The organism is Paenibacillus amylolyticus, from assembly GCF_050990605.1.
Lineage (GTDB): Bacteria > Bacillota > Bacilli > Paenibacillales > Paenibacillaceae > Paenibacillus > Paenibacillus amylolyticus_H.
This window is the reverse complement of the sequence record NZ_CP158832.1, coordinates 1,522,379-1,541,786: the sequence shown is the minus strand read 5'-3', so window position 1 is coordinate 1,541,786 and position 19,408 is coordinate 1,522,379. Positions and strand designations below refer to the sequence as shown.

At 49.7% G+C, this 19,408-nt stretch carries 15 protein-coding genes and 2 pseudogenes; 8 read left to right on the top strand and 9 right to left on the bottom strand.

The features are described from left to right. Window positions 1-186: 186 nt before the first annotated feature. The 8 genes and pseudogenes from ABTV53_RS06915 to ABTV53_RS06880 all read right to left on the bottom strand — a co-directional run bounded on the left by ABTV53_RS06915 (window position 187) and on the right by ABTV53_RS06880 (window position 12,174). Entirely contained in the window at window positions 187-2,229 is a 2,043-nt protein-coding gene (locus tag ABTV53_RS06915; protein WP_433751854.1) for a B12-binding domain-containing radical SAM protein, read from the bottom strand. Between the two features lie 588 nt (window positions 2,230-2,817). Beyond that, complete coding sequence (gene recQ, locus ABTV53_RS06910) at window positions 2,818-4,698, bottom strand: DNA helicase RecQ (RefSeq protein ID WP_339303479.1); 1,881 nt, start codon at window positions 4,696-4,698, stop codon at window positions 2,818-2,820. Window positions 4,699-5,045: 347 nt separating this feature from the next. Further along, a pseudogene (locus tag ABTV53_RS06905) lies at window positions 5,046-5,921 on the bottom strand (Rpn family recombination-promoting nuclease/putative transposase). A gap of 272 nt (window positions 5,922-6,193) precedes the next feature. After that, window positions 6,194-7,324 (bottom strand): glycosyltransferase, encoded by a 1,131-nt coding sequence (locus ABTV53_RS06900; RefSeq protein WP_433751852.1) that lies wholly within the window; start codon window positions 7,322-7,324, stop codon window positions 6,194-6,196. Between the two features lie 826 nt (window positions 7,325-8,150). Continuing rightward, complete coding sequence (locus ABTV53_RS06895) at window positions 8,151-8,897, bottom strand: class I SAM-dependent methyltransferase (RefSeq protein WP_433751851.1); 747 nt, start codon at window positions 8,895-8,897, stop codon at window positions 8,151-8,153. Then, window positions 8,884-10,401, bottom strand: coding sequence for a nucleotide sugar dehydrogenase (locus ABTV53_RS06890; RefSeq protein ID WP_433754105.1), 1,518 nt, complete (start codon window positions 10,399-10,401; stop codon window positions 8,884-8,886). Before ABTV53_RS06890 ends, ABTV53_RS06895 begins: the two co-directional genes overlap by 14 nt. Before the next feature lie 75 nt (window positions 10,402-10,476). Beyond that, window positions 10,477-11,466 carry an SDR family NAD(P)-dependent oxidoreductase gene (locus ABTV53_RS06885; RefSeq protein ID WP_433751849.1) on the bottom strand — a complete coding sequence of 330 codons (990 nt, stop codon included), beginning with the start codon at window positions 11,464-11,466 and terminating at the stop codon, window positions 10,477-10,479. An 18-nt stretch (window positions 11,467-11,484) separates the two neighbouring features. After that, window positions 11,485-12,174: a glycosyltransferase gene (locus tag ABTV53_RS06880; RefSeq protein WP_150366442.1), complete on the bottom strand. Its 690-nt coding sequence runs from the start codon at window positions 12,172-12,174 to the stop codon at window positions 11,485-11,487. Window positions 12,175-12,493: 319 nt separating this feature from the next. On the opposite strand from ABTV53_RS06880, the gene ABTV53_RS06875 reads away from it, so the two are divergent. After that, complete coding sequence (locus tag ABTV53_RS06875) at window positions 12,494-13,204, top strand: GT-D fold domain-containing glycosyltransferase (RefSeq protein ID WP_433751847.1); 711 nt, start codon at window positions 12,494-12,496, stop codon at window positions 13,202-13,204. A gap of 225 nt (window positions 13,205-13,429) precedes the next feature. Here ABTV53_RS06875 and ABTV53_RS06870 read toward each other — a convergent pair whose 3' ends face one another. Further along, window positions 13,430-13,837, bottom strand: a complete 408-nt coding sequence (locus ABTV53_RS06870; RefSeq protein ID WP_433751845.1) for a hypothetical protein — start codon at window positions 13,835-13,837, stop codon at window positions 13,430-13,432. A gap of 189 nt (window positions 13,838-14,026) precedes the next feature. Here ABTV53_RS06870 and ABTV53_RS06865 point away from each other — a divergent pair, with 189 nt between their 5' ends. The 7 genes and pseudogenes from ABTV53_RS06865 (at window position 14,027) to ABTV53_RS06835 (ending at window position 19,200) form a co-directional block, all read left to right on the top strand. Further along, window positions 14,027-15,175 carry an RluA family pseudouridine synthase gene (locus ABTV53_RS06865; RefSeq protein ID WP_433751843.1) on the top strand — a complete coding sequence of 383 codons (1,149 nt, stop codon included), beginning with the start codon at window positions 14,027-14,029 and terminating at the stop codon, window positions 15,173-15,175. Between the two features lie 97 nt (window positions 15,176-15,272). Further along, the gene (locus tag ABTV53_RS06860; protein ID WP_433754104.1) at window positions 15,273-15,851 is read left to right on the top strand and encodes a DUF1273 domain-containing protein; all 579 of its coding nucleotides are present in this window, start codon (window positions 15,273-15,275) and stop codon (window positions 15,849-15,851) included. A 127-nt stretch (window positions 15,852-15,978) separates the two neighbouring features. After that, on the top strand, window positions 15,979-16,794 hold the full coding sequence (gene speD, locus ABTV53_RS06855) for an adenosylmethionine decarboxylase (RefSeq protein WP_433751842.1): 816 nt from the start codon (window positions 15,979-15,981) through the stop codon (window positions 16,792-16,794). Window positions 16,795-16,978: 184 nt separating this feature from the next. After that, a complete protein-coding gene (gene flgB, locus ABTV53_RS06850) occupies window positions 16,979-17,389 on the top strand; it encodes a flagellar basal body rod protein FlgB (RefSeq protein WP_433751840.1) in 411 nt (136 codons plus the stop codon). Between the two features lie 150 nt (window positions 17,390-17,539). Continuing rightward, a pseudogene (locus ABTV53_RS06845) lies at window positions 17,540-18,031 on the top strand (GNAT family N-acetyltransferase); the annotation flags it as partial. A 207-nt stretch (window positions 18,032-18,238) separates the two neighbouring features. Next, window positions 18,239-18,634 carry an NUDIX domain-containing protein gene (locus tag ABTV53_RS06840; RefSeq protein ID WP_433754102.1) on the top strand — a complete coding sequence of 132 codons (396 nt, stop codon included), beginning with the start codon at window positions 18,239-18,241 and terminating at the stop codon, window positions 18,632-18,634. Window positions 18,635-18,678: 44 nt separating this feature from the next. After that, the gene (locus ABTV53_RS06835; protein WP_433751838.1) at window positions 18,679-19,200 is read left to right on the top strand and encodes an ankyrin repeat domain-containing protein; all 522 of its coding nucleotides are present in this window, start codon (window positions 18,679-18,681) and stop codon (window positions 19,198-19,200) included. Window positions 19,201-19,408: the final 208 nt, after the last annotated feature.

The following is a 19,408-nucleotide window of genomic DNA, read 5'->3' as shown; positions in this document are numbered from 1 at the left end:
CGGCTTATGCAACGGCAAGCCGCGTCTGTATGAGGTGCTGCGTCCAACGGGTGCAGTACCTCATACAGACGCATCGCGTTTATTAGCGCGGTGCTCATCGTTGTGGCATCTCGAGCATAAAGCCGCGATGCTTCATCCTGCTACATGGCATCAATCAGCCATGTAACTTATCTCAGGCTGCTGCACCTACATGGCAGCGGCTTCTTCTCCCAGCGGCAGCGTGTAATACTGCGCCTGCTGTCCTTCATGCTGCTGGTACACAACGACCAGCAGCGTCCGCCCTTTCGCGGCAAGCGGGCTGGCGCCAGCTAGCACACGCTCAAGCCGGAACGGAAGCACATCCAATACGGTGTGCTTCTGCAGTTCCTTTTCGCCGAGACCGAGGTCGGCGAAAGCACGGGCACCCATGACCGTCTGTGCGGTCATGGCCGAGGTCATCGGCAACGCACGCGAAGCGTTGCCGTCTTCCCCGTCCGCCGCTCCATCCGCGGCGGACCCTGTTGCGTCACCCGAAGCAAGCGACGCTGCACCCCCGGCTTCGCTGCCGATCACACCCGCCGCATCCGCGGCAGAGTCTTCCTCGGCAGCAGCCGAACTTGCCGCAGCGACACTCGCACCCGTGCCGATGCTTTCGAGCCATGCCGTGCCAGCGGCACCGGCAACACGTGGCAGACGAACGTCTTCCGGACGTTCGGCCAACGTTTTCATATAACCCGCCCACTGGTCTTTCTGGAGCGGATCTTCCCACCAGATTTTGCGTGGTTTGTATTTGTGACCGAGGAAATAATCCAGTTTCATCAGGCCGAGTACGATATCCATATGCGGCGTATTCCGTGACTCCAGGAAGCTGTGCAGACGAGTAAACAGATCCTCCAGTTGGTGACCAATCTTCTGCCAACCTTGACCTTCCCAATAATCCCCAAACGCCTGGAAGAAATCAAACGGCGAATTGAACTCCTGCTCCATCAGGTACTTCAGCGTATGGTCCATCCGGTGTGCGTTCCAGTATTTCTCCAGTACATCCTCCAGCCGCTTCAGGCGTACGATGTCGCTAAACGGCAGGACATCACTGCCCAGAATCTCATACGGTGCATGATCCATATACGTATAGTTGTACTTTTCCGCATCCAGACGCAGACCCGTACCACGCAGCATTTTGAGGAATCCAAGCTGAAGCTCTTCCGGTCCCAGTGCGAACACATCGTTAAACGTCTTGCGAAACGTATTGTAATCTTCCTCCGGCAGTCCGGCGATGAGATCCAGATGCTGGTCGATTTTGCCGCTGGCTTTCACTTTGTTTACGGTACGGCTCAGCTTCGTAAAGTTCTGGCGGCGTTTCACCAGTTCATTTGTCGGATCATTCGTGGATTGAACCCCGATCTCAAACCGGAACGTGCCCGGCGGCGCATTCTCTGCCAGATAGTCCAGTACTTCAGGACGCATAATATCCGCCGTAATTTCAAACTGGAACACCGTCCCCTGATGATTCTCAATCAGGAATTTGAACATTTCGAGCGCATAATCTCGCTTGATGTTGAACGTCCGGTCCACAAACTTGATCAGCTTTGCACCCTTCTCAATCAGGTACAGAATGTCCGACTTTGTCCGCTCAATATCGTAATACCGCACGCCGACCTCAATACTGGACAGACAGAACTGACAACTGAACGGACAGCCCCGGCTGGTCTCAAAATAAACAACCCGTTTCCCAAGCTCCGGGATATCTTCTTCAAATCGATGCGGTGACGGCAGATCGTTCAGGTCCGCCTTCGGCCGTCCTGGCATGAGAATGACTTCTTCCCCTTTGCGATACGCCAGTCCATACACGAAGTGGAACTTTTTGCTCCCTTCCAGCTCCGTCAAAAGCTGATGCAGCGTCTCTTCCCCTTCACCCATCACGATGAAATCAACATTGGGAATCCGGTTCATCCAATATTCCGTGTCGTAGGACACTTCCGGCCCGCCCAGCAAAATTTTCACGTCAGGCATAACCTTTTTCAGATTATCAATGACCTTGATTGTCTCTTCAATGTTCCAGATGTAACACGAGAACCCAATCACGTCCGCCCCACGCTGGTACAGATCAGACACAATGTTCATGACTGGATCTTTGATCGTATACTCGGCCAGGTCAATATCAAAATCCTTCTCACTGTACGCCTTCAGACACCGCAAGGCCAAGGAGGTATGGATGTACTTTGCATTTAATGTAGAAAGAATAACCTTCATGGTTCACAACCTTTGCCTGGACACCCAGACCATATTTTTTTGGTAAAAGGAAAGCATCACAGCCATCCTACCCCGGATGCTGTTCATCTAAACCTCTTTTGAACTAGCCATTCCATGTCTCATGGACATATCCAACTTTTGTCTTTCAAAGAGTGGACACTCTTTTCAAAAAGACATATACACCTCGCCAAACAAAAACCACAACATACAGTATGAAACACACATAATAAAACTACATGCTGTATGTGATACGATCAGCCCTTTCTAACGCCAATGTCCACCTTTTGAAAGACAATTTACCATCTTTTGTCCGCATCCCAGAGACACAAAAATCAACTTCAAACTCAACTTCACCCTGTAAAAGACCTCGTTCGCATTCCAACCACAATAGATATCCACATTTTACTGCATTGAGCCTTTAGACTTTAGCCTCGAACCTCTACCGAACGCTTCCCCCGTATCATGTTATTAATCAATTAAGCTTTACGCGTCATGAACTTCAAAGACCTGAAAGCGCGAATGTAACAACAATCCTCACTTCATCCCATCCAGCCTAACTCGCTCATACTTACTAATACCTTCTCATACCTACTCATACTCGTAAAAAGCATCGTCATCCGTATCGACTTCTTCGCCGGATTGCTTCTGGAAAAACTCCAGGAAAGGAAGTCCATACTTGCGGTACTTGACCTCACCGACTCCTTTGATATCCAGCATGTCACGTTCTGTCTGAGGACATACCACACTCATCTCACGCAAAGTTGCATCATTGAAGATAATGTACGATGGTACATGCTCTTTCGCCGCCAGATCACGACGGATCAGACGAAGCTGTTCAAATACCGTCTCATTAACCGCAGATGGCATCGCATCGCGTCCACGACGTCCGCCGTAATTTGTACCCGAAGCCGTTGCCGCTGTCTTGCGGACGACACGTTGCATCACTTCACGCTGGCCTTTGAGCACTTCCACCGCCAGGGGCTGCAAACGTACAACCGGATACTGTCCCTCGGACAGCATCAGATATCCTTCGGATACCATCACGTTGATGATCTCCGATATTTCGCGCTCTGTCCGATTGCCCATCACACCGTAGGTTGGCAGAGAGTTGAAGCCGTAATCAAGCACCTTTTTGGCACGGGAGCCTTTGAGCACCGAAGCGACCAGCGATACACCATAGCGTTCACGCATGCGGTGAATGCAGCTGAATATTTTCTGCGCATCAATCGTCATATCAACCAGTTCGCGGTCGTCCGTACAGGAACTGCAAATACCGCAAGGCGTATCGTCATGCACCTCACCGAAATAGTCCAGCTGTGCACTGCGCAGACAGCGGGTCGTGTAACAGTAATCCACCATCTGTTGCAGCTTCCGGTAATCATTCTGTTTGCGGTCGCCCTCCATCGGATTCTGCTCAATCAGGAACTTCTGGGTGATAATGTCCTGTGCCCCGAAGAGCAAGATACACTGGCTTGGCTCTCCGTCCCGGCCCGCACGTCCGGCTTCCTGCACATATGCTTCCATGTTCTTCGGCATGCTGTTATGAATCACGTAACGTACGTTCGATTTATCTATCCCCATCCCGAACGCATTGGTCGCCACCATCACCCGGATATCATCGTACAAAAAAGCTTCCTGGCTCTGGGCCCGTTCATCGTCCGTCATTCCGGCATGATAGCGTCCTGCGGGCAATCCCGCCTGCAACAAACGCTGATGCAGATCGTCCACGTCCTTACGGGTCGCGGCGTACACAATGCCCGGCTCGCTGGCATGCTCGCGCGCATAATTCAGGACAAAATCCTTCTTGCTCTCGCCGCGCAGCACGCTAAACGCCAGATTATCACGCCCAAGTCCGGTCACATACGTCTGCGGGTCCTGCAAACGCAGCAGCCGCAGAATATCGCCCATGACCTCGGGCGTCGCTGTTGCCGTGAATGCCGCAACCACCGGCCGCTCCGGCAAACTGTCCACAAACGGCGCTACCGCCAGGTAGCTTGTCCGAAAATCATGCCCCCACTGCGATACACAGTGGGCCTCATCCACAGCCACGCAAGAGATCGGCAAATAGCCCATCTCCTCGCGGAACCAATCCAGCTCCAGTCGCTCAGGCGCGACATAGAGCAACTTCAGCTCACCGCGCTGCGCCGCGCGGATGCGATCATTCACTTCTTTGCCGCTCAGTGTACTATTAATATACGCGGCAGCAATTCCGGCGGTCGTCAACGCATCGACCTGGTCCTTCATCAATGAGATCAACGGGGAGACAACAAGTGTCAGTCCCGAATATAACAGGGCGGGGATCTGATAACAGATCGACTTACCGCCCCCGGTTGGCATAATGCCGAGCGTATCTTCACGTTCGAGCAGGCTGGCTACAATCTTTTTCTGTCCCTCACGGAAGTCGGGGTAGCCATAATATTTTTGCAGGAGACCCTGCGCTTCTTCAATAGTAGGTGTTTGCACACTCATGTAAAGACTCCTTACTTATCACCGGTGTTTCTCCACCAGCTTGGTCCGATCCGATTCTGACATCCGAAAGCGGCTCATATACCGCATCCTTGACAACAAAATGGCGTTCTCATGACTTGTCCGTCAAGCAAACGCCGCTCCCTTTAGTTTAACGGCCCAGCCCCGAATGAGCAACCGCGTTTTACTGTAAAACGTTTGAAGCTTCTTCATTAAAATAAAAACAACCGTCCTGCCCTAGTTGGACAAAACGATTGCATATAAACTTTGATTCACGAACCACACTCATCCCCCGCTAGTATACCTGTACCAATTCATCTGGTGAACCTACTACACCTTATAACTTCACTTTAATCTTTTAACGACTCTACCTCAGCCTCCGTCAAGCCACTAGCCTTGGTAATAACATCAACCTCAATACCAAGTGAAAGCATATTTCTTGCTATTTCAATCGCCTTTCTTTTTTCGCCTTCAACTAGCCCTTTTTCCAATCCTTTTTCCATTCCCTTTTCCGTAGCCCACTCAATCATGGAAGCTTCATCATGCAAATACTTCTGCCGCTCTTCATACAAACGACGCGCTTCCCGATCCTGACTCAAGAACTCCAGTGTATCCGTCGCCTTCTTCAAAGTAGGTTCATTCATTTGCAGCACCTCCCAATTGGATTTATCAGCACCTTTCAGGAACAAAAGCCAGTTGATCAGCCCGCCTTCCATCGGAACGGATTGATCGTCCAGCTTGGACAGCTCCATGAAATGCACTTCAAGATCATCACTAAGTTCAAGTCCGGTGTGGTCTTCCCTCAGATGAAAAACATTATGATAACGCTCATTTTCGATAAATGAGTAATTTAAAATATTAATAGTCACACACTTTTTCAGTTCCTTGTACGTTTGGCCTTCCTGCAACTGACTGGAATAACGCTTGCTCCAATAGTATAGGGTCCGCTTTTCGATATCGTATTTATTAAATAACTGCATCTCAATGTTAATCAATTTACCTTCAGCTGTTTTCGCCCAAATATCAAATATGGACTATTTATCCAGTGGAGCATCTTTATCAGTATACGGATTAAGGAGTACAATCTCCGTCAGCGGCTGTTCCCCCGATTCTGCAAACGTTCGGTTCAAGAACACCAGCAGGACATCTTTATTTTCCTCACTGCCAAAAATACGCTTGAAAACAAAATCGTTCCGAGGATCCGGCCCTGAATGCTCCACTCTCATCTTGATGCGTAATCTTCACTGCACCGCTCATCAGAAGTTCTACGCTGTATAGCCTTGTGAAATTTTCGTCAAATGACTTTCATTACACCATGACAGGAGATACACACGCGGTACGAAAAGCGTAAAAAGCCCCACTCACCGACTCTTTCGGTCAGGCGGGGCTGCTCTTGATCATTAACAACTTTCCTATCTATCGGACTTAAAACGTATGGTAGCATTATCATTTATCTATCATATCTATGATACCTCATAATCTTCTTCTGCTCGTCTCCCTACTTACGAGGTGACACTTCACCACGTTCTTCCCGCTCCTTCATCTCCTTGCGAACCATTACTTCGAGCTTCTGCCGATTGGCTAGCAATCCTGGATCATCGGGCAAAAACTCACGGGCTTTGGTGTTATGCATCAATGCCTGCTCCCAGTTGCCCAGATGGGCATAACAGAGGGATAAACGAGCATGTGGCAGCCAAGTACGACAGGCGACAGGTACCGGGCGCAGTCCTGGATCGCGGCTACTCACGTCTACCGCCTGCATATACCAGTAGATCGCGGAGACGGGTTCCTGCCGTTCATGGAAACAGGCAGCAATGGCGCAGCAGAAATCGGCATGTGGCAGATCATACCGGAACGACTGCAGCAATGCCCCCAGCTTGCGACCCGGCTTGCCAAGCCGTTCGTGGCATTCTGCCAGCTTTGCACAGGCAATCAGGCAATCCTCGCGGTAACCGCTTGGCTGCTCCAGCAGCTTCGCGTACCCGCGTGCCGCCGCCGCATACTGCTTGCGGTCATAACATTCACCTGCATAGTAGTATAGCAGGCGGCCGTGGGCTACGCCCTCTTCGGCGATCCATTTGCGCAGAATGCGCACGTTTCGCGCCGAATGATGTCCCGCTTCGCGGCGGTGCGTGACGGCAATGTCTGCCGTAATCACCTCGCCCCGCGGGAAGCTAAGCTGTTCGTGCAGCCGGCCATGCCAGCGGCACCCGGCACCCCGCTTGACCAGGCGAAGCCGTCGGTCCGTCACGAGCGGACTTCCCTCCGGCCCCTCGGCCAGCGTGTAGTTCAAGATCACAGCCGCCGTCTCCCCCTCGGACGGAAGCTGTTGCTTCAACACTGCAAGCTTCGCCCGTTCCGCGGGCAGCAGCACATCATCCGCATCAAGCCACAGGATATATTCCTGCGTGGCCTTGGCGAATGACTCATTCCGCGCTGCGGCAAAGTCATCCTTCCATTCATACGTGTAGACCTGGTTGGTGTACTGCGAAGCAATGTCCATCGTGCGATCTGATGAACCGGTATCCACAATGACGATCTCGTCGGCGATGCCATCAACCGAGTCCAGACAGCGCGCTATCGTGCGTTCCTCGTTCTTCACAATCATGCACAGACTGATGGTGATCACATTTTGAGCTCCTTCCTGTCGTACGCGTATTGCAAAATGTCATAAAGGGTTTGTTTTTCAATGGCCAGGTAAGGGTACTAAGCCACTCCAATTCCCTCTTCAAACTTGCAAGTAACTCGTAATCAAGGATTATCAGCGCTACCATTTCAAGCGACTGTTTTCCCCGCTCATTCTCCCAACTCTCAAAGTTCAATAAAGGATTCATTTCATTTCACTGTGGCTAACGAACTGAGGAAACGCTATTAGGTGTATTTCAGCCACTTGGAAAATGTAACGAATCTGACGCACGCTATTTCCGCATTTTAGGCAACCATTCGTCTTTTATCGCAGCTTTTAGATGAAATAGCATCGCTCAGATTCGTTACATTTCTCATCTCTTCTACATCATCGAAATAAGGCGTGTGAGATTCGTTAGAACGTAGAATAGCTCTAACTCTCCGTCACACTAAACAACAGTGAGGAATTGAGATTATCCAGTTAGGTGCTCTGATAATTGCTCTGGGAAGCTTGCATGGGAAACTTTCGAGACCAGCCCTTTGCTCTAAGCAGGAGCGCCCTGGTCTCCTTCATAACGAGAATCACAATAATGCCCCATAGCACCCTCCTATTCACATTTACTCAGGCAGGAGTTTTCCTCTCGTCATAAAATTTACGTTTAGGTTTACGTTTGCCTTTACAGTTACTCGTAACACAGTTGCAGTATCCCTACCTCTACCTTGCAGTTACTTGCAATACAGTTTCAGCGTCAGTGTCCTTGGGTTTGGGTTTGGCCCCTAATCCTCCCCTAGCCTTGCCGCTGTCCCTGCCCCTGTTCCCACCTTCACTGCTACCCTTCCCCACTCTCCTGACGGCGAAGCCGTTTCACCTGCTCCACCGCACTGTCCAGTGCCTTCTTGCGCTGTTTCATTACGCGAAGATGATTTTGCTCCACCTCGGCAAAATGCATATGATCCAGCTTCATCCACTCCAGCAGTTGATCCAAAGTCGGTGACATATGCAGTTGTGTTTTCCGCCGTTTGCGGGCCACGCAACATAGATATTTATGATGAACTTCGAGTTTCAAGACTTCAAAATATGGCATCAGGGTCATCGCCAGGCTTCCTGCATAGAAGGTCTGCTTGTGGTCATAGAACGGGTGATACCCATACGGCACGGTTACAACCAGCGTCCCCTCCTCTTGCAACAGGCGATGAATCTGGACCAACAATGTCTCCGGATGAGCAAAATGCTCCAGCACTTCTCCAAGCAGCACCGTGTCAAAAGTCGTTCTGACTTTCCATTGCGTAATATCCAGCATTCGAAAATCCACATTCTTCTGGACTGGCCGGGATTCTTTGGCAAGCTCAGCTTGCGCATACCGGATACTCTCTTCCTCCAGATCGATACCGGTGACACGAAATCCTTCTCTTGCTAGCAAAATAGAAGTAATTCCCTGACTGCACCCGACATCCAGAATACGTTTGCCAGTTGCCTCACGGCACATCCAGTGGATACGCGTCCTCGTCGCTTCATGAGAATCTTCCGAATTAATCTCGCCATAGTAGCGTTCACTTACACGATCATGATTTGCCATGGGCATCTCCCTGATCCTCGTTGGGATCGATCGCAGCTTCATGGTGAGTTGCGGCATTCTTGACTGCCACCTTCACTTCTTCTTGCCCTGACCCTTCTACTCGTTCCTGCTGCTCACGGACTTCCTTCACCTCATGCCGTACTGGCTGACCCAGCACCACAATATTTCCCCCGTGGCACCGGGCCGTTGCATTCCGTGTATCGAAGATCAGCTTCGCATGATCTGCCATCTCCTGATAATCGAATCCTGTATGATCCGTGGTGATGATCACCAGATCAGCTTCTGTCCACAATTCCGGTACAGCAGGCCGAGACTGGAGCATCGTACCGTCATCCTTGCGGAAGACAGGCACCATTGGATCGGTGAAAACCACATCTGCGCCCGCTGCACTCAGCAGCCGGAAGACATCCAGCGCTGGTGATTCACGCAGGTCATCAATGTCTTTTTTATAAGCCATACCCGCGAGTACAACACGTGCTCCCCGCATAGATATCCCCTTCTGCTCCAACAGCTCCGCGGCACGCTTCACCACTCTCTCTGGCATTTGCCGATTGGTTGCATCCGCCAGCTGGATGAATTGCAGCTCCGATCCCTGACGATTTGCAGCCCAGGACAGATAGATCGGATCGATTGGGATACAGTGCCCGCCGATGCCGGGGCCGGGATAGAATGGCATATAACCAAACGGCTTCGTTGCCGCCGCATTCAGCACTTCCCAGATGTTTACCCCCATCTGTTCACAGGCCGGGGTCAGCTCATTCACAAGGGCAATATTGACACTGCGAAATGTATTTTCGAACAGCTTTGCCGTCTCCGCTACCGTCGTTGAACTAACCGGAACAACTTCGTTAAGGAACGAGCCGTAGAACGATTTACCATAATTCAGACAATTGGGTGTGGAGCCGCCAATGATCTTCGGGGTATTTTTCACACCATAATGCACACTACCCGGATCTACCCGCTCTGGAGAATAACAGACGTAAAACTGTTCTCCAGCTTGCCAGCCGTTTGCCGCTTCAATCGGGTGTTTCACATGTTCTTCCGTCGTGCCCGGATAGGTCGTGCTTTCCAATATAACAAGACTGCCCTCCTGCAAATACGGAGTCATGCCATCCACCGCCGCCGAGATATACGAGATATCCGGTTGATGCTCGGCAGTCAGTGGGGTGGGCACACAGATTACAATAACATTGGCCTGTGCCACCGCTGCATAATCGGTGCTTGCCGTGAATAACCCAGCCTGCATCAGCGACTGCACAACATCATCTTCTATACCGATGACATACGAATTCCCGGCGTTCAGTTTGGCTACCTTGGAAGTATCGATGTCAATCCCGTGGACTTGATAACCGGCCTGTGCCATCTCTACAGCCATGGGTAAACCAACATAACCGAGACCGATGACAACAGCTTTAAGGGAGCGGTCATTAATATGTTGTATTAGGATACGTGGCTGTAACTCTTCATTTCCTTCCTGCTGGTTGTGCTGATGATTCTCTTCCATTCCTTCCACCTCCAAACGCTCCGCCTCCCTTCGGTGGGCGTGTCTGAAAACTCCGAACGAGTTTTCAGACACGCCCTAATCGATATAGCCGCCTGCACGCAAAAACCGGGCAATCGCTGGTTTGTTCATCATGGCACTGTCCGAGCGATACTCGGAGAAGTTCACACGAGGCAGACTGCTGTACTGATCCGTCAGGCTCTTGTCCTTGTGCTCAGGCAGGATCACATAATACTGCGCATCGTATTGGTACGTGCGCGGTGCTTCAAAGGGCGAGATTAACACTTCATGCAATTTCTCGCCTGGACGTATCCCTGTCACCTTATAATCGAAGGATGGACGACCTGCCTGTTCCAACATGACGGATGCAAGTTCCGTCATCTTGCAAGCTTTCATTTTCATCACAAAAGTCTCTCCGCCTACAGCCGCCTCAGCCGCCTTAAGCAGTAAATGTATGGCTTCGGTACGTGTCAGGAAAAAGCGGGTCATGCCTTTGTCCGTAATGGTCGGGCTTTTGCCTTCATCGATCTGACGACGGAACAGGGGCACGACACTACCACTGGTTCCAAGCACATTACCGCCGCGGATGCAGACAAATCGAGTACCTTCACTTAGCCAGTTGGCACGAATCATCATTTTTTCACCCAAGGCCTTTGTCATGCCATATACGTTAATCGGATCTACCGCCTTATCGGTGGACACATCAATGACTTTGGGAACCTGCATACGTATCGCAGCCCGAATAATATTCTGGGTACCGATCACATTGGTCTTGAACGCTTCATCCGGCTGGTCCTCGCAGACCGGAACATGCTTCAGCGCAGCCAGATGGAACAGCACATCCACACCTTTGCACGCATCCTCCACTGCTCGATAATCCCGGATATCCCCAATAACGAATCGCAGACGCGGGTCATGATTGAACTCTCGCTGCATCGCAATCTGGGCGTATTCATTACGTGACAGGAGGCGAATCTCGGCCGGGTCTTGCTCCAACAGCACCTCGGTCAGCTTTTGACCCCAGGAGCCTGTTCCTCCGGTAATTAGAATGGTTTGTCCTTGAATCATGGATGAATCCCTCCCTGATCAGATCATGAATTCGCGTAATACCTTTGCCATCTCATCCCGGCTTAGTCGGTCTTTGGGCGGTACTTTTTTGACTGAAGTATTGCTCGAATGGACGATATTCACGTAATTGCGCGGAGCCAGCAGCTCATGCGGCAGATCAATGACATTGCCATGCGTACCTCGGCCCGGCAGCTTCACCCGATACCCGGATGCGTACTCCGCTGTTTTATACAGGTAGACATAGAATTGCGGAGAACGATGAAACGCAGGCGCCATCTCGTTGTTCACGCTATCCCAGAGATAGCCGTTCTGGTTAATCAGAGCCATCGTCTGCGGCTGTGGCTGCACGTCATATAGCTGCTGTACAAAGGTCCGGTGATACAGGTCATCCGAATCCAGACGGGCAATATAGATGTGCTCCGCCCCTTCAGCAAATGCCAAAATCGCCCGCACACTCTCAATATGGGTTCCAAAACGAATGTTGGCAGGCAACGGCTCCTGTTCCGCGAGAATCTCCTGCATCACTTCTCCCGATTCCTTGGATAACTTCACTACCGTCAGGAAATCCTGATTCGTCTGAGCTTTAAGACAGTGCAATGTAAATGTGCGAAAAATGCTCATCCGCCGCTCCAGCCATTCTCTGGTCAATCGCTGCGGGTCAAGCCCATAATTGTTGAAGTTAATCTCAATAACCACTTTCCTGGACATAACATTCCTCCTCATGAACTCTGCCATCTTCTTTCAGCGGATACCGACCATTTTCATAGTTTCAACAGTCGTTTTCATACGAAACACAAGTTCCAGCTGTCTGGTAGTTGACAATCCATCCGGGTTTCGCTTGCCAATCCTGCCGACTCTATAAGGTATGAAAAGTTAATAGAAGCGGTACGGACGAATGCACTGATTTTCAACGAAATAGATTGATATACACCTGAAGATGGTGCCCTGCGGGTCGAACGTACATATCGTTACTCCAGCTGCAACATAGAATAGAGCAGTTCAATTTTCAAAGGGGGCAACCACTGAAATGGATTCAATCTATCTTGAAATGGATGGTGTGCTGGATCAGCTTGAAGCGGCGCTGGTTGAACAGCGTCCTCTCTCTCTTGTTCGAGTCGGTGATGGCGAGAATATCGTCATGTCTCAGGAAACCGTGTGGACTACGGAACAGGTCCTTCAGGAGCGTTGGGCCATTAAGGCCAATTTAGGGCAAAAAGGACTAAATCTTCCCAACCTGCAGCTACGGGATGAAGTCGCCGCTTCCTTGCAGCGGGCGGATATCGTCGGCGTTCTTCCCCGCGGTGACAGTACAATTAATGCTCCGGATTATCTCAAAAGACCCCTGACCGATATGGTGTTTGCACACTTTGGCATCTCTCCTCCGCTGACTTGTCATGCCTGTGTCAATCGGGAGCTGGCGCAGAACCCGCGTTTCTGGCAGATGCTTGCAGGCAAGCGTGTGCTTCTCGTTACCCGTGAGATTGAGGCACTGCGTTCCACGCTCGAACGTGAGCCGTATCATTTAAACATCGTGACCGCGCTGCCCTTCGACAGCTATGATCACATGCTGGAAACACTCGAGTGGATTCAGACGAATCAAGATACCTTTGATGTCGCCCTCTTCTCCTGCGGTGTCAACGCGGTTGTTCTTGCTGAGCGAACAGCCGCACTCGCCGGTAAAGTCGCCATCGACTTTGGTAAAGCCAACAACATCATTCTGAAAGGCCGTGCCAACTGATACACGCGGACACCTCCTTCCTTCCGATGAGTGAGCTACCTTGAAATGTAAGATGCTTGTATGGCAAAAACCCCCGGCTTCTTGAGCCGGGGGTTTCTTGCTGAGCGCTAGTCGAAACATATCGCGACATGGTCTTCTACTTCTGGTTTCTGGGGTATGAAGCGAACTCTGCCGTCAACATAAGCGATGACGAGCACTCTGCCTATTCATATTAAGTCTTCATAACTAGCCAGTGGCTGCAATACCGTATAACATCTCCGGCCCGGTTCTTACTGCTGTGGACACCCCCGAGATGAACGAAGTATACACACTTTCCAATGCTGGTGGTGCAAACAGATCCTGAGCTGTGAACGAATGGAATTCGGCACCTCCGTTCTGTCCAATCGTACCTTCAGCACGGTAGATGACATAGAAAGGATCATATAAAAAACCCCGCACAAGCTCTACAACAAAGGTATCTCCCAGTTCTCCCGTAACACCTACTGTCCCGTTCAACGTAATAATCGGATTCACGACACCCAGGGTCTGAAGACCAATGGTGCCGAATGCTGACGGGGATTCCGACAGAGACAAACCGGGCTGTCCTACCGTTCCCGAGTTCATCGAAGTTCTCATATCGAGAAACACGCCCATGAGTAACACCTCCAATGCTATGGGATACCCTATCCTATGAATCTCATTACTCTTATGATTGGATGTATAACAGATTGCGTGAACCTATTTTTATTTGTCGACTGTTAATGGTATATTGAACTGCATAACGAAAATGAACGGATCGTATGCACAAAGCGGTACAGGCTGTTCAGAAGGAGATTACTATTCATGAATAAACGCAAACGTCCAACAGGCAAAACATCGGCCTCGGCCAAGGGGAAATCTTATGCAGGTTCATCTTCAGCACGGTCCAGCAAGTCCAACTTCTCATCTGCCAAAACATCAGGTGCTTCCGCATCACGCCATACGGAGGAGAATAAGAAGCCGATAGCCGCGAAATCATTGGGTGTACCGAAGAAAGCTGGAGGCAACAAATCCAAAAATGCCAGCGCATCCAAACGCCCGGGCAATGCCTATTATCGCAAGCAGGAACCACCACGCCAGTACAAAGTAACCGAACCGGATGAACTGTTGAATTTCTTGCTGCAACATCTGAAATCAGGACGGAACGCGGTGAAGTCCATTCTGGGTCGTGGACAGGTGTCCGTGGATCAGAAGGTCGTAACCAAGTTTAATGAAGCGCTGACGCCAGGTCAGATTGTCTACATCCGCAAAGAAGGTGCAGTCGCTGCTCCATCCTTGACGGGGATTAACATTTTGCATGAAGACGATGATATCATTGTGATCCGCAAGGAAGCCGGACTGTTGTCCATTGCCGCTGACAAGACGGATGACCTGACGGCTTATCGCCAACTGACGGAGCATGTACGCCGCACCAATCCGCTCAACCGGATCTTTGTTGTCCATCGTCTGGATCGGGATACGTCGGGTGTAATGATGTTTGCCAAAAGTGAAGAGGTACAACAGAAGCTGCAAAACAACTGGAAGGAAAATGTGCAGGACCGTGTCTACGTTGCCCTTGTTGAAGGTGCAGTAGTCAAGGAAGAAGGCACCATCTCTTCCTGGTTGAAGGAAACCAAAACGCTGAAAATGTACTCCAGCTCTCGTCCGAATGATGGACAACACGCAATTACACATTACAAACGTCTGAAGTCGAACCGTGAGTTCTCCTTGCTGGAAGTGCGTCTGGAGACAGGTCGTAAAAATCAGATTCGTGTGCATATGGAGGATCTCGGACATCCGATTGCCGGGGACAGAAAATATGGTGCACGTACAAGAGATCTCGGCCGTCTCGGACTTCATGCACGTATACTCTCGTTTATTCATCCCACAACGAATGAGTTGATGTCATTCGAAACGGATATTCCGAAGCCATTCCTGTATCCGTTCCGTGCAGATACTCCACCTGCGAAATAACTGCATCTTTTGTGTGTGTCTATAGATAGTGTGTGTCTATAGAAAATATAGAAAATTCCACTGATCCATTGATCATGCCTGAAAGGAGGAACGGACACTGAAGAATCTGTTGATTACCGGTTACCGCGCACATGAATTGCAAATTTTCGGACAGAAGCATGAAGGTATTCCTTTTATCAAAAAAGCCATCTCTTCCCGCCTCACTCCCCTTGTCGAGGATGGTCTGGAATGGGTGCTGACGCCGGGACAATACGGTGTGGATCTGTGGGCCTGCGAAGTGGTGATTGATCTGAAGAAGATGCACCCGCATCTAAAGCTGTCAATCATCACTGCATTTCAGAACCCGGAGGAACAATGGAAAGAAGACAAGCAGGAGTATTACCGTTCCATCCTCTCCGGTGTGGACTATTACGGTGCGATTAGCAATCAACCTTATATCGGGCCGTGGCAGTTCACTGCCCGGGATGACCTGTTGCTGCGCAAAAGCGACGGTCTTCTGCTCGTCTATGACGAAGATGCCGGGGAAGGCAGTCCCCGTTTTGTGAAGGAAAAAGCCGTAAAGAAACAGCAGAACGAGGATTATACGATTATCAGTGTCACTTCAGAGGATATTCAATCCGTAGCTGAGGATGAGCGTATGAATCATATGGGAGACTTCGACGATTCTTCATTCTGATTCATTAGTTCGTCAGAGGTGCATAACATTTCGAATGACGTACTTATGTTTTTTTTTGAGGCAGGTTGGGTATAAGTAGTATTATAACTGCGATGATATGTCGTATGGGATAAGGGGAACTGCAACCATGACAATTACGCCAGAGCAGCGCCTTCAACTGCATGGATTTAACAACCTGACCAAGTCGCTGAGCTTCAACATGTACGATATTTGTTATACCAAGACCAAAGACGAACGCGAAGCTTACATTGAATATATTGATGAACAGTATAACGCCGCCCGGCTGAGTAAAATTCTGAACAACGTCTCTGATATCATCGGAGCCCATGTGTTGAATATCGCTCAGCAGGATTATGTGCCTCAAGGTGCAAGTGTGACAATGCTGGTCTCGGAAGGCCCAATTGTGGAAATCCCCGAGGAATCCCTCGATGAATCTCCCGGCCCTCTGCCAGATAACGTCGTTATGCAGCTGGATAAGAGCCATATTACTGTGCACACCTACCCTGAATTTCACCCCAGTGAAGGCATCAGTACCTTCCGTGCCGACATCGATGTCTCCACCTGCGGTGAGATCTCCCCGCTCAAGGCACTGAATTATCTGATCCACTCATTTGATACGGACATTATGACGATGGATTACCGGGTGCGTGGTTTCACGCGGGATACGAGCGGACGCAAGCTGTTCATTGACCATGAGATCGGCTCGATTCAGAATTATATTCCGGACGAGATCAAGAGCAGCTTTGACATGATTGACGTGAACGTCTATCAGGAGAATATTTTTCACACCAAATGTAAACTGAGGGAATTCGATCTCGACAATTATCTGTTTGGGTACACCAAGGATAAGCTCAGCAAGAAGGAACAACAGGAGATTACGGAGTGGCTGAAGCTGGAGATGGACGAGATCTATTACGGCAAAAATATTAATCGTCCCTCTTAAAGAGGTTGTTCAACGCTGATCCATATGGGTAAGATCTAAGACAAGATTTCATGAAGGCAGGGTTCTTCTTTTCGGGGGACCTCCGGCATGTGCTTGTCTTTTTCTTTGTTATGTTGACAGTATGCAACTTAATTTCTTATTATAGAAGTAACTGTATCAATCTACAGTGAAGGAGACTGAGCCCGTGATTGAAACGAATACGACAAGACGCAACGAATCACTGTTACAAGCGCTTACTGCACAGCACAATGCCATTACCAACAACATTGCCAATGCAGACACGCCCAACTACAAAAAGAAAACGGTAGAGTTTCAGGAAGAGCTGAGACGGATCGTTGAGAATGGCAAAACAGATCAGCTCGCCATGAAGCGGACTCATGACAAACACTTTCCTATCAGTGATCCCAATTCTTCCATCGTACAGTACCGAATTGTTGAGAACAACGAAACAACGATGAACAATAACAACAATAACGTTGATATTGACAAGGAAATGGCGAACCTCTCCGAGAATCAGCTTATGTATAACTACATGGTTGATCGGGTTAGTGGGCACTACAAAAAAATGAAAAATTTACTGAATGATTTGAAATAAAGTATGTACAGCAGCCCGCGATGGCTGCTTTTTTTTTTATCTCTTTTTCCCTGAGCGCCCCTTGTTTGATTCCATTTTTCGGTATCCTCTGCTGTTCGTAGTATAATGGGGAGAAGCGAATGATTTCATAATGAACAAAAGAGGTGCAACATGGCTCCACGTCATTTAAATGGTTTTCAAGGTTCCAAAGTCAGATTAGCGGCCCCATGCCCGGAAGATTGCATGCGTCTCTCCCGCTTCACAGATGATTATGAGTATTTGCGCAACATGGATACCGATATCGCGATCCCGTTAACGCCGGATGAGACAGGGTCCTCCTCTGTCCGCCGAGACAACGGATTTGAATTTGCACTACGCACACTGGAGGGTAACCGATTCATTGGGTTCACAGCCCTATACCGGATTGAATGGAACAATCGCTCCGCTCGACTGGCCATTGGTATCGGCGAAGAAAATGATCGAGGTAAAGGTTACGGCAGTGATGCCCTTGCTCTCATTCTTCGATATGGATTCCACGAATTGAACCTAAACCGGATTGCGCTGGAAGTCATCGAATACAATGAAGCCGCGAGACATGCGTACCTGAAAGCCGGATTCCGGGAAGAGGGGCGCCAGCGTTCTGCAGTTTTGCGGAATGGCCTGCATTACGACCTGATCTCGATGAGTATCCTTGCCGAAGAATGGTCTGCACAGTCTCAGCTTCCCTTGTCATTGCAGTCTACTCGCACTCCTCAATCTGGGGAAATGGACGCGAGTGGTTTCTCACAGCGTAATGGGAACGAACATGCTGCGTTGTCCTTGTCGGAATTAAGTTCTGTTCCAAAAGGTGAAGCTGACATCTCTCCTCGCATCGGCGTAGGCGCGGTCATCCTGAATGATCGGGGCGAAGTGCTTCTCGCTTGGCGAAACCGCCAGCCCGAGCAGCACACCTGGAGTATTCCTGGCGGGAAAGTAGATCCCTATGAATCATTGGAGACTGCCGTCATCCGTGAAATCAAGGAAGAAGTCAATCTGGATATCGCCATTGACCGTCTGCTCTGTACGGCGGAGACGATCCAGCCAGAGCAGAAGGAACATTGGATATCCGTGCTCTATTCCACCAAGGTGATAGGCGGTCATGCTCGTAATCTGGAAGAAGGCGGAGCTATCGGTGAGATCGGCTGGTTTCCGCTCCATGATCTGCCCTCTCCACTCGCTTGTTTTGCCGTACCTGGGCTGGAAGCTGTGAAGAAGCTGTATAAATGAATCCCTGTAAATTCTAATATCTCATCAGATGGAGGTATTCCTTTATGAATCATGCAGCACAAATTAATCAACTATTTCAGGCTGTACAGGCTGGAGATGTGGCCAACCTGCAATTATTGCTCGCTGCTCACCCGGAACTCACCAATATTGAAAATCAGGATGGGTTAACTCCGCTGGGATATGCCTCTCATTATGGACAAGCAGGAGCAGTTCGTCTCCTTCTGGTGCATGGAGCAGATGTTAACACCCTTTCTCATTCCAAAATTTCCTTTATTCCGTCCAATACTGCACTGCATGCCGCACTTGCCGGAGAACGCTCGCCAGAAGTTATCCAACTTTTACTCGAACATGGGGCATCCACGAGTATTCTGGACAGCGATGGACAATATGCGTTGCACTCTGCAGCATTTCATACGGATCAGATCGAACTTATCGAGATGTTAATCCAGCATGGTGCAGATCCAAATGCGCTAAACTCAGCGGGTCAGACCGCACTGGATATTTCACTTGAACGTGGTAACACGTCTACAGCTTCATGTCTGCGAGCAGCCGTGGCAGCACAGTAGCAACAATGATTAGATAACGTGAGCAATACCGCGAATAACCGTCAGGACTCTTTTTGGAGTACAAAGAGAAGGTCTGACGGTTATTTGTGTTGTCCTCTACGTTCTCGTGTAAATACTTCATTCAACTTTTATAGAAAACGCATTTTTTTTCAGAATATAAGAACCGTTTGACGCCTTAGACGGTCTAATACTCAACATATCCATGAAA

What these genes read in the sequence shown, in the direction of transcription:
- ABTV53_RS06915 (WP_433751854.1), bottom strand. Translation starts at nt 2,229, where the DNA reads ATGAAGGTTATTCTTTCTACATTAAATGCAAAGTACATCCATACCTCC.
- recQ (WP_339303479.1), bottom strand. Translation starts at nt 4,698, where the DNA reads ATGAGTGTGCAAACACCTACTATTGAAGAAGCGCAGGGTCTCCTGCAA.
- ABTV53_RS06895 (WP_433751851.1), bottom strand. Translation starts at nt 8,897, where the DNA reads ATGGCAAATCATGATCGTGTAAGTGAACGCTACTATGGCGAGATTAAT.
- ABTV53_RS06890 (WP_433754105.1), bottom strand. Translation starts at nt 10,401, where the DNA reads ATGGAAGAGAATCATCAGCACAACCAGCAGGAAGGAAATGAAGAGTTA.
- ABTV53_RS06885 (WP_433751849.1), bottom strand. Translation starts at nt 11,466, where the DNA reads ATGATTCAAGGACAAACCATTCTAATTACCGGAGGAACAGGCTCCTGG.
- ABTV53_RS06880 (WP_150366442.1), bottom strand. Translation starts at nt 12,174, where the DNA reads ATGTCCAGGAAAGTGGTTATTGAGATTAACTTCAACAATTATGGGCTT.
- ABTV53_RS06875 (WP_433751847.1), top strand. Translation starts at nt 12,494, where the DNA reads ATGGATTCAATCTATCTTGAAATGGATGGTGTGCTGGATCAGCTTGAA.
- ABTV53_RS06870 (WP_433751845.1), bottom strand. Translation starts at nt 13,837, where the DNA reads ATGGGCGTGTTTCTCGATATGAGAACTTCGATGAACTCGGGAACGGTA.
- ABTV53_RS06865 (WP_433751843.1), top strand. Translation starts at nt 14,027, where the DNA reads ATGAATAAACGCAAACGTCCAACAGGCAAAACATCGGCCTCGGCCAAG.
- speD (WP_433751842.1), top strand. Translation starts at nt 15,979, where the DNA reads ATGACAATTACGCCAGAGCAGCGCCTTCAACTGCATGGATTTAACAAC.
- ABTV53_RS06835 (WP_433751838.1), top strand. Translation starts at nt 18,679, where the DNA reads ATGAATCATGCAGCACAAATTAATCAACTATTTCAGGCTGTACAGGCT.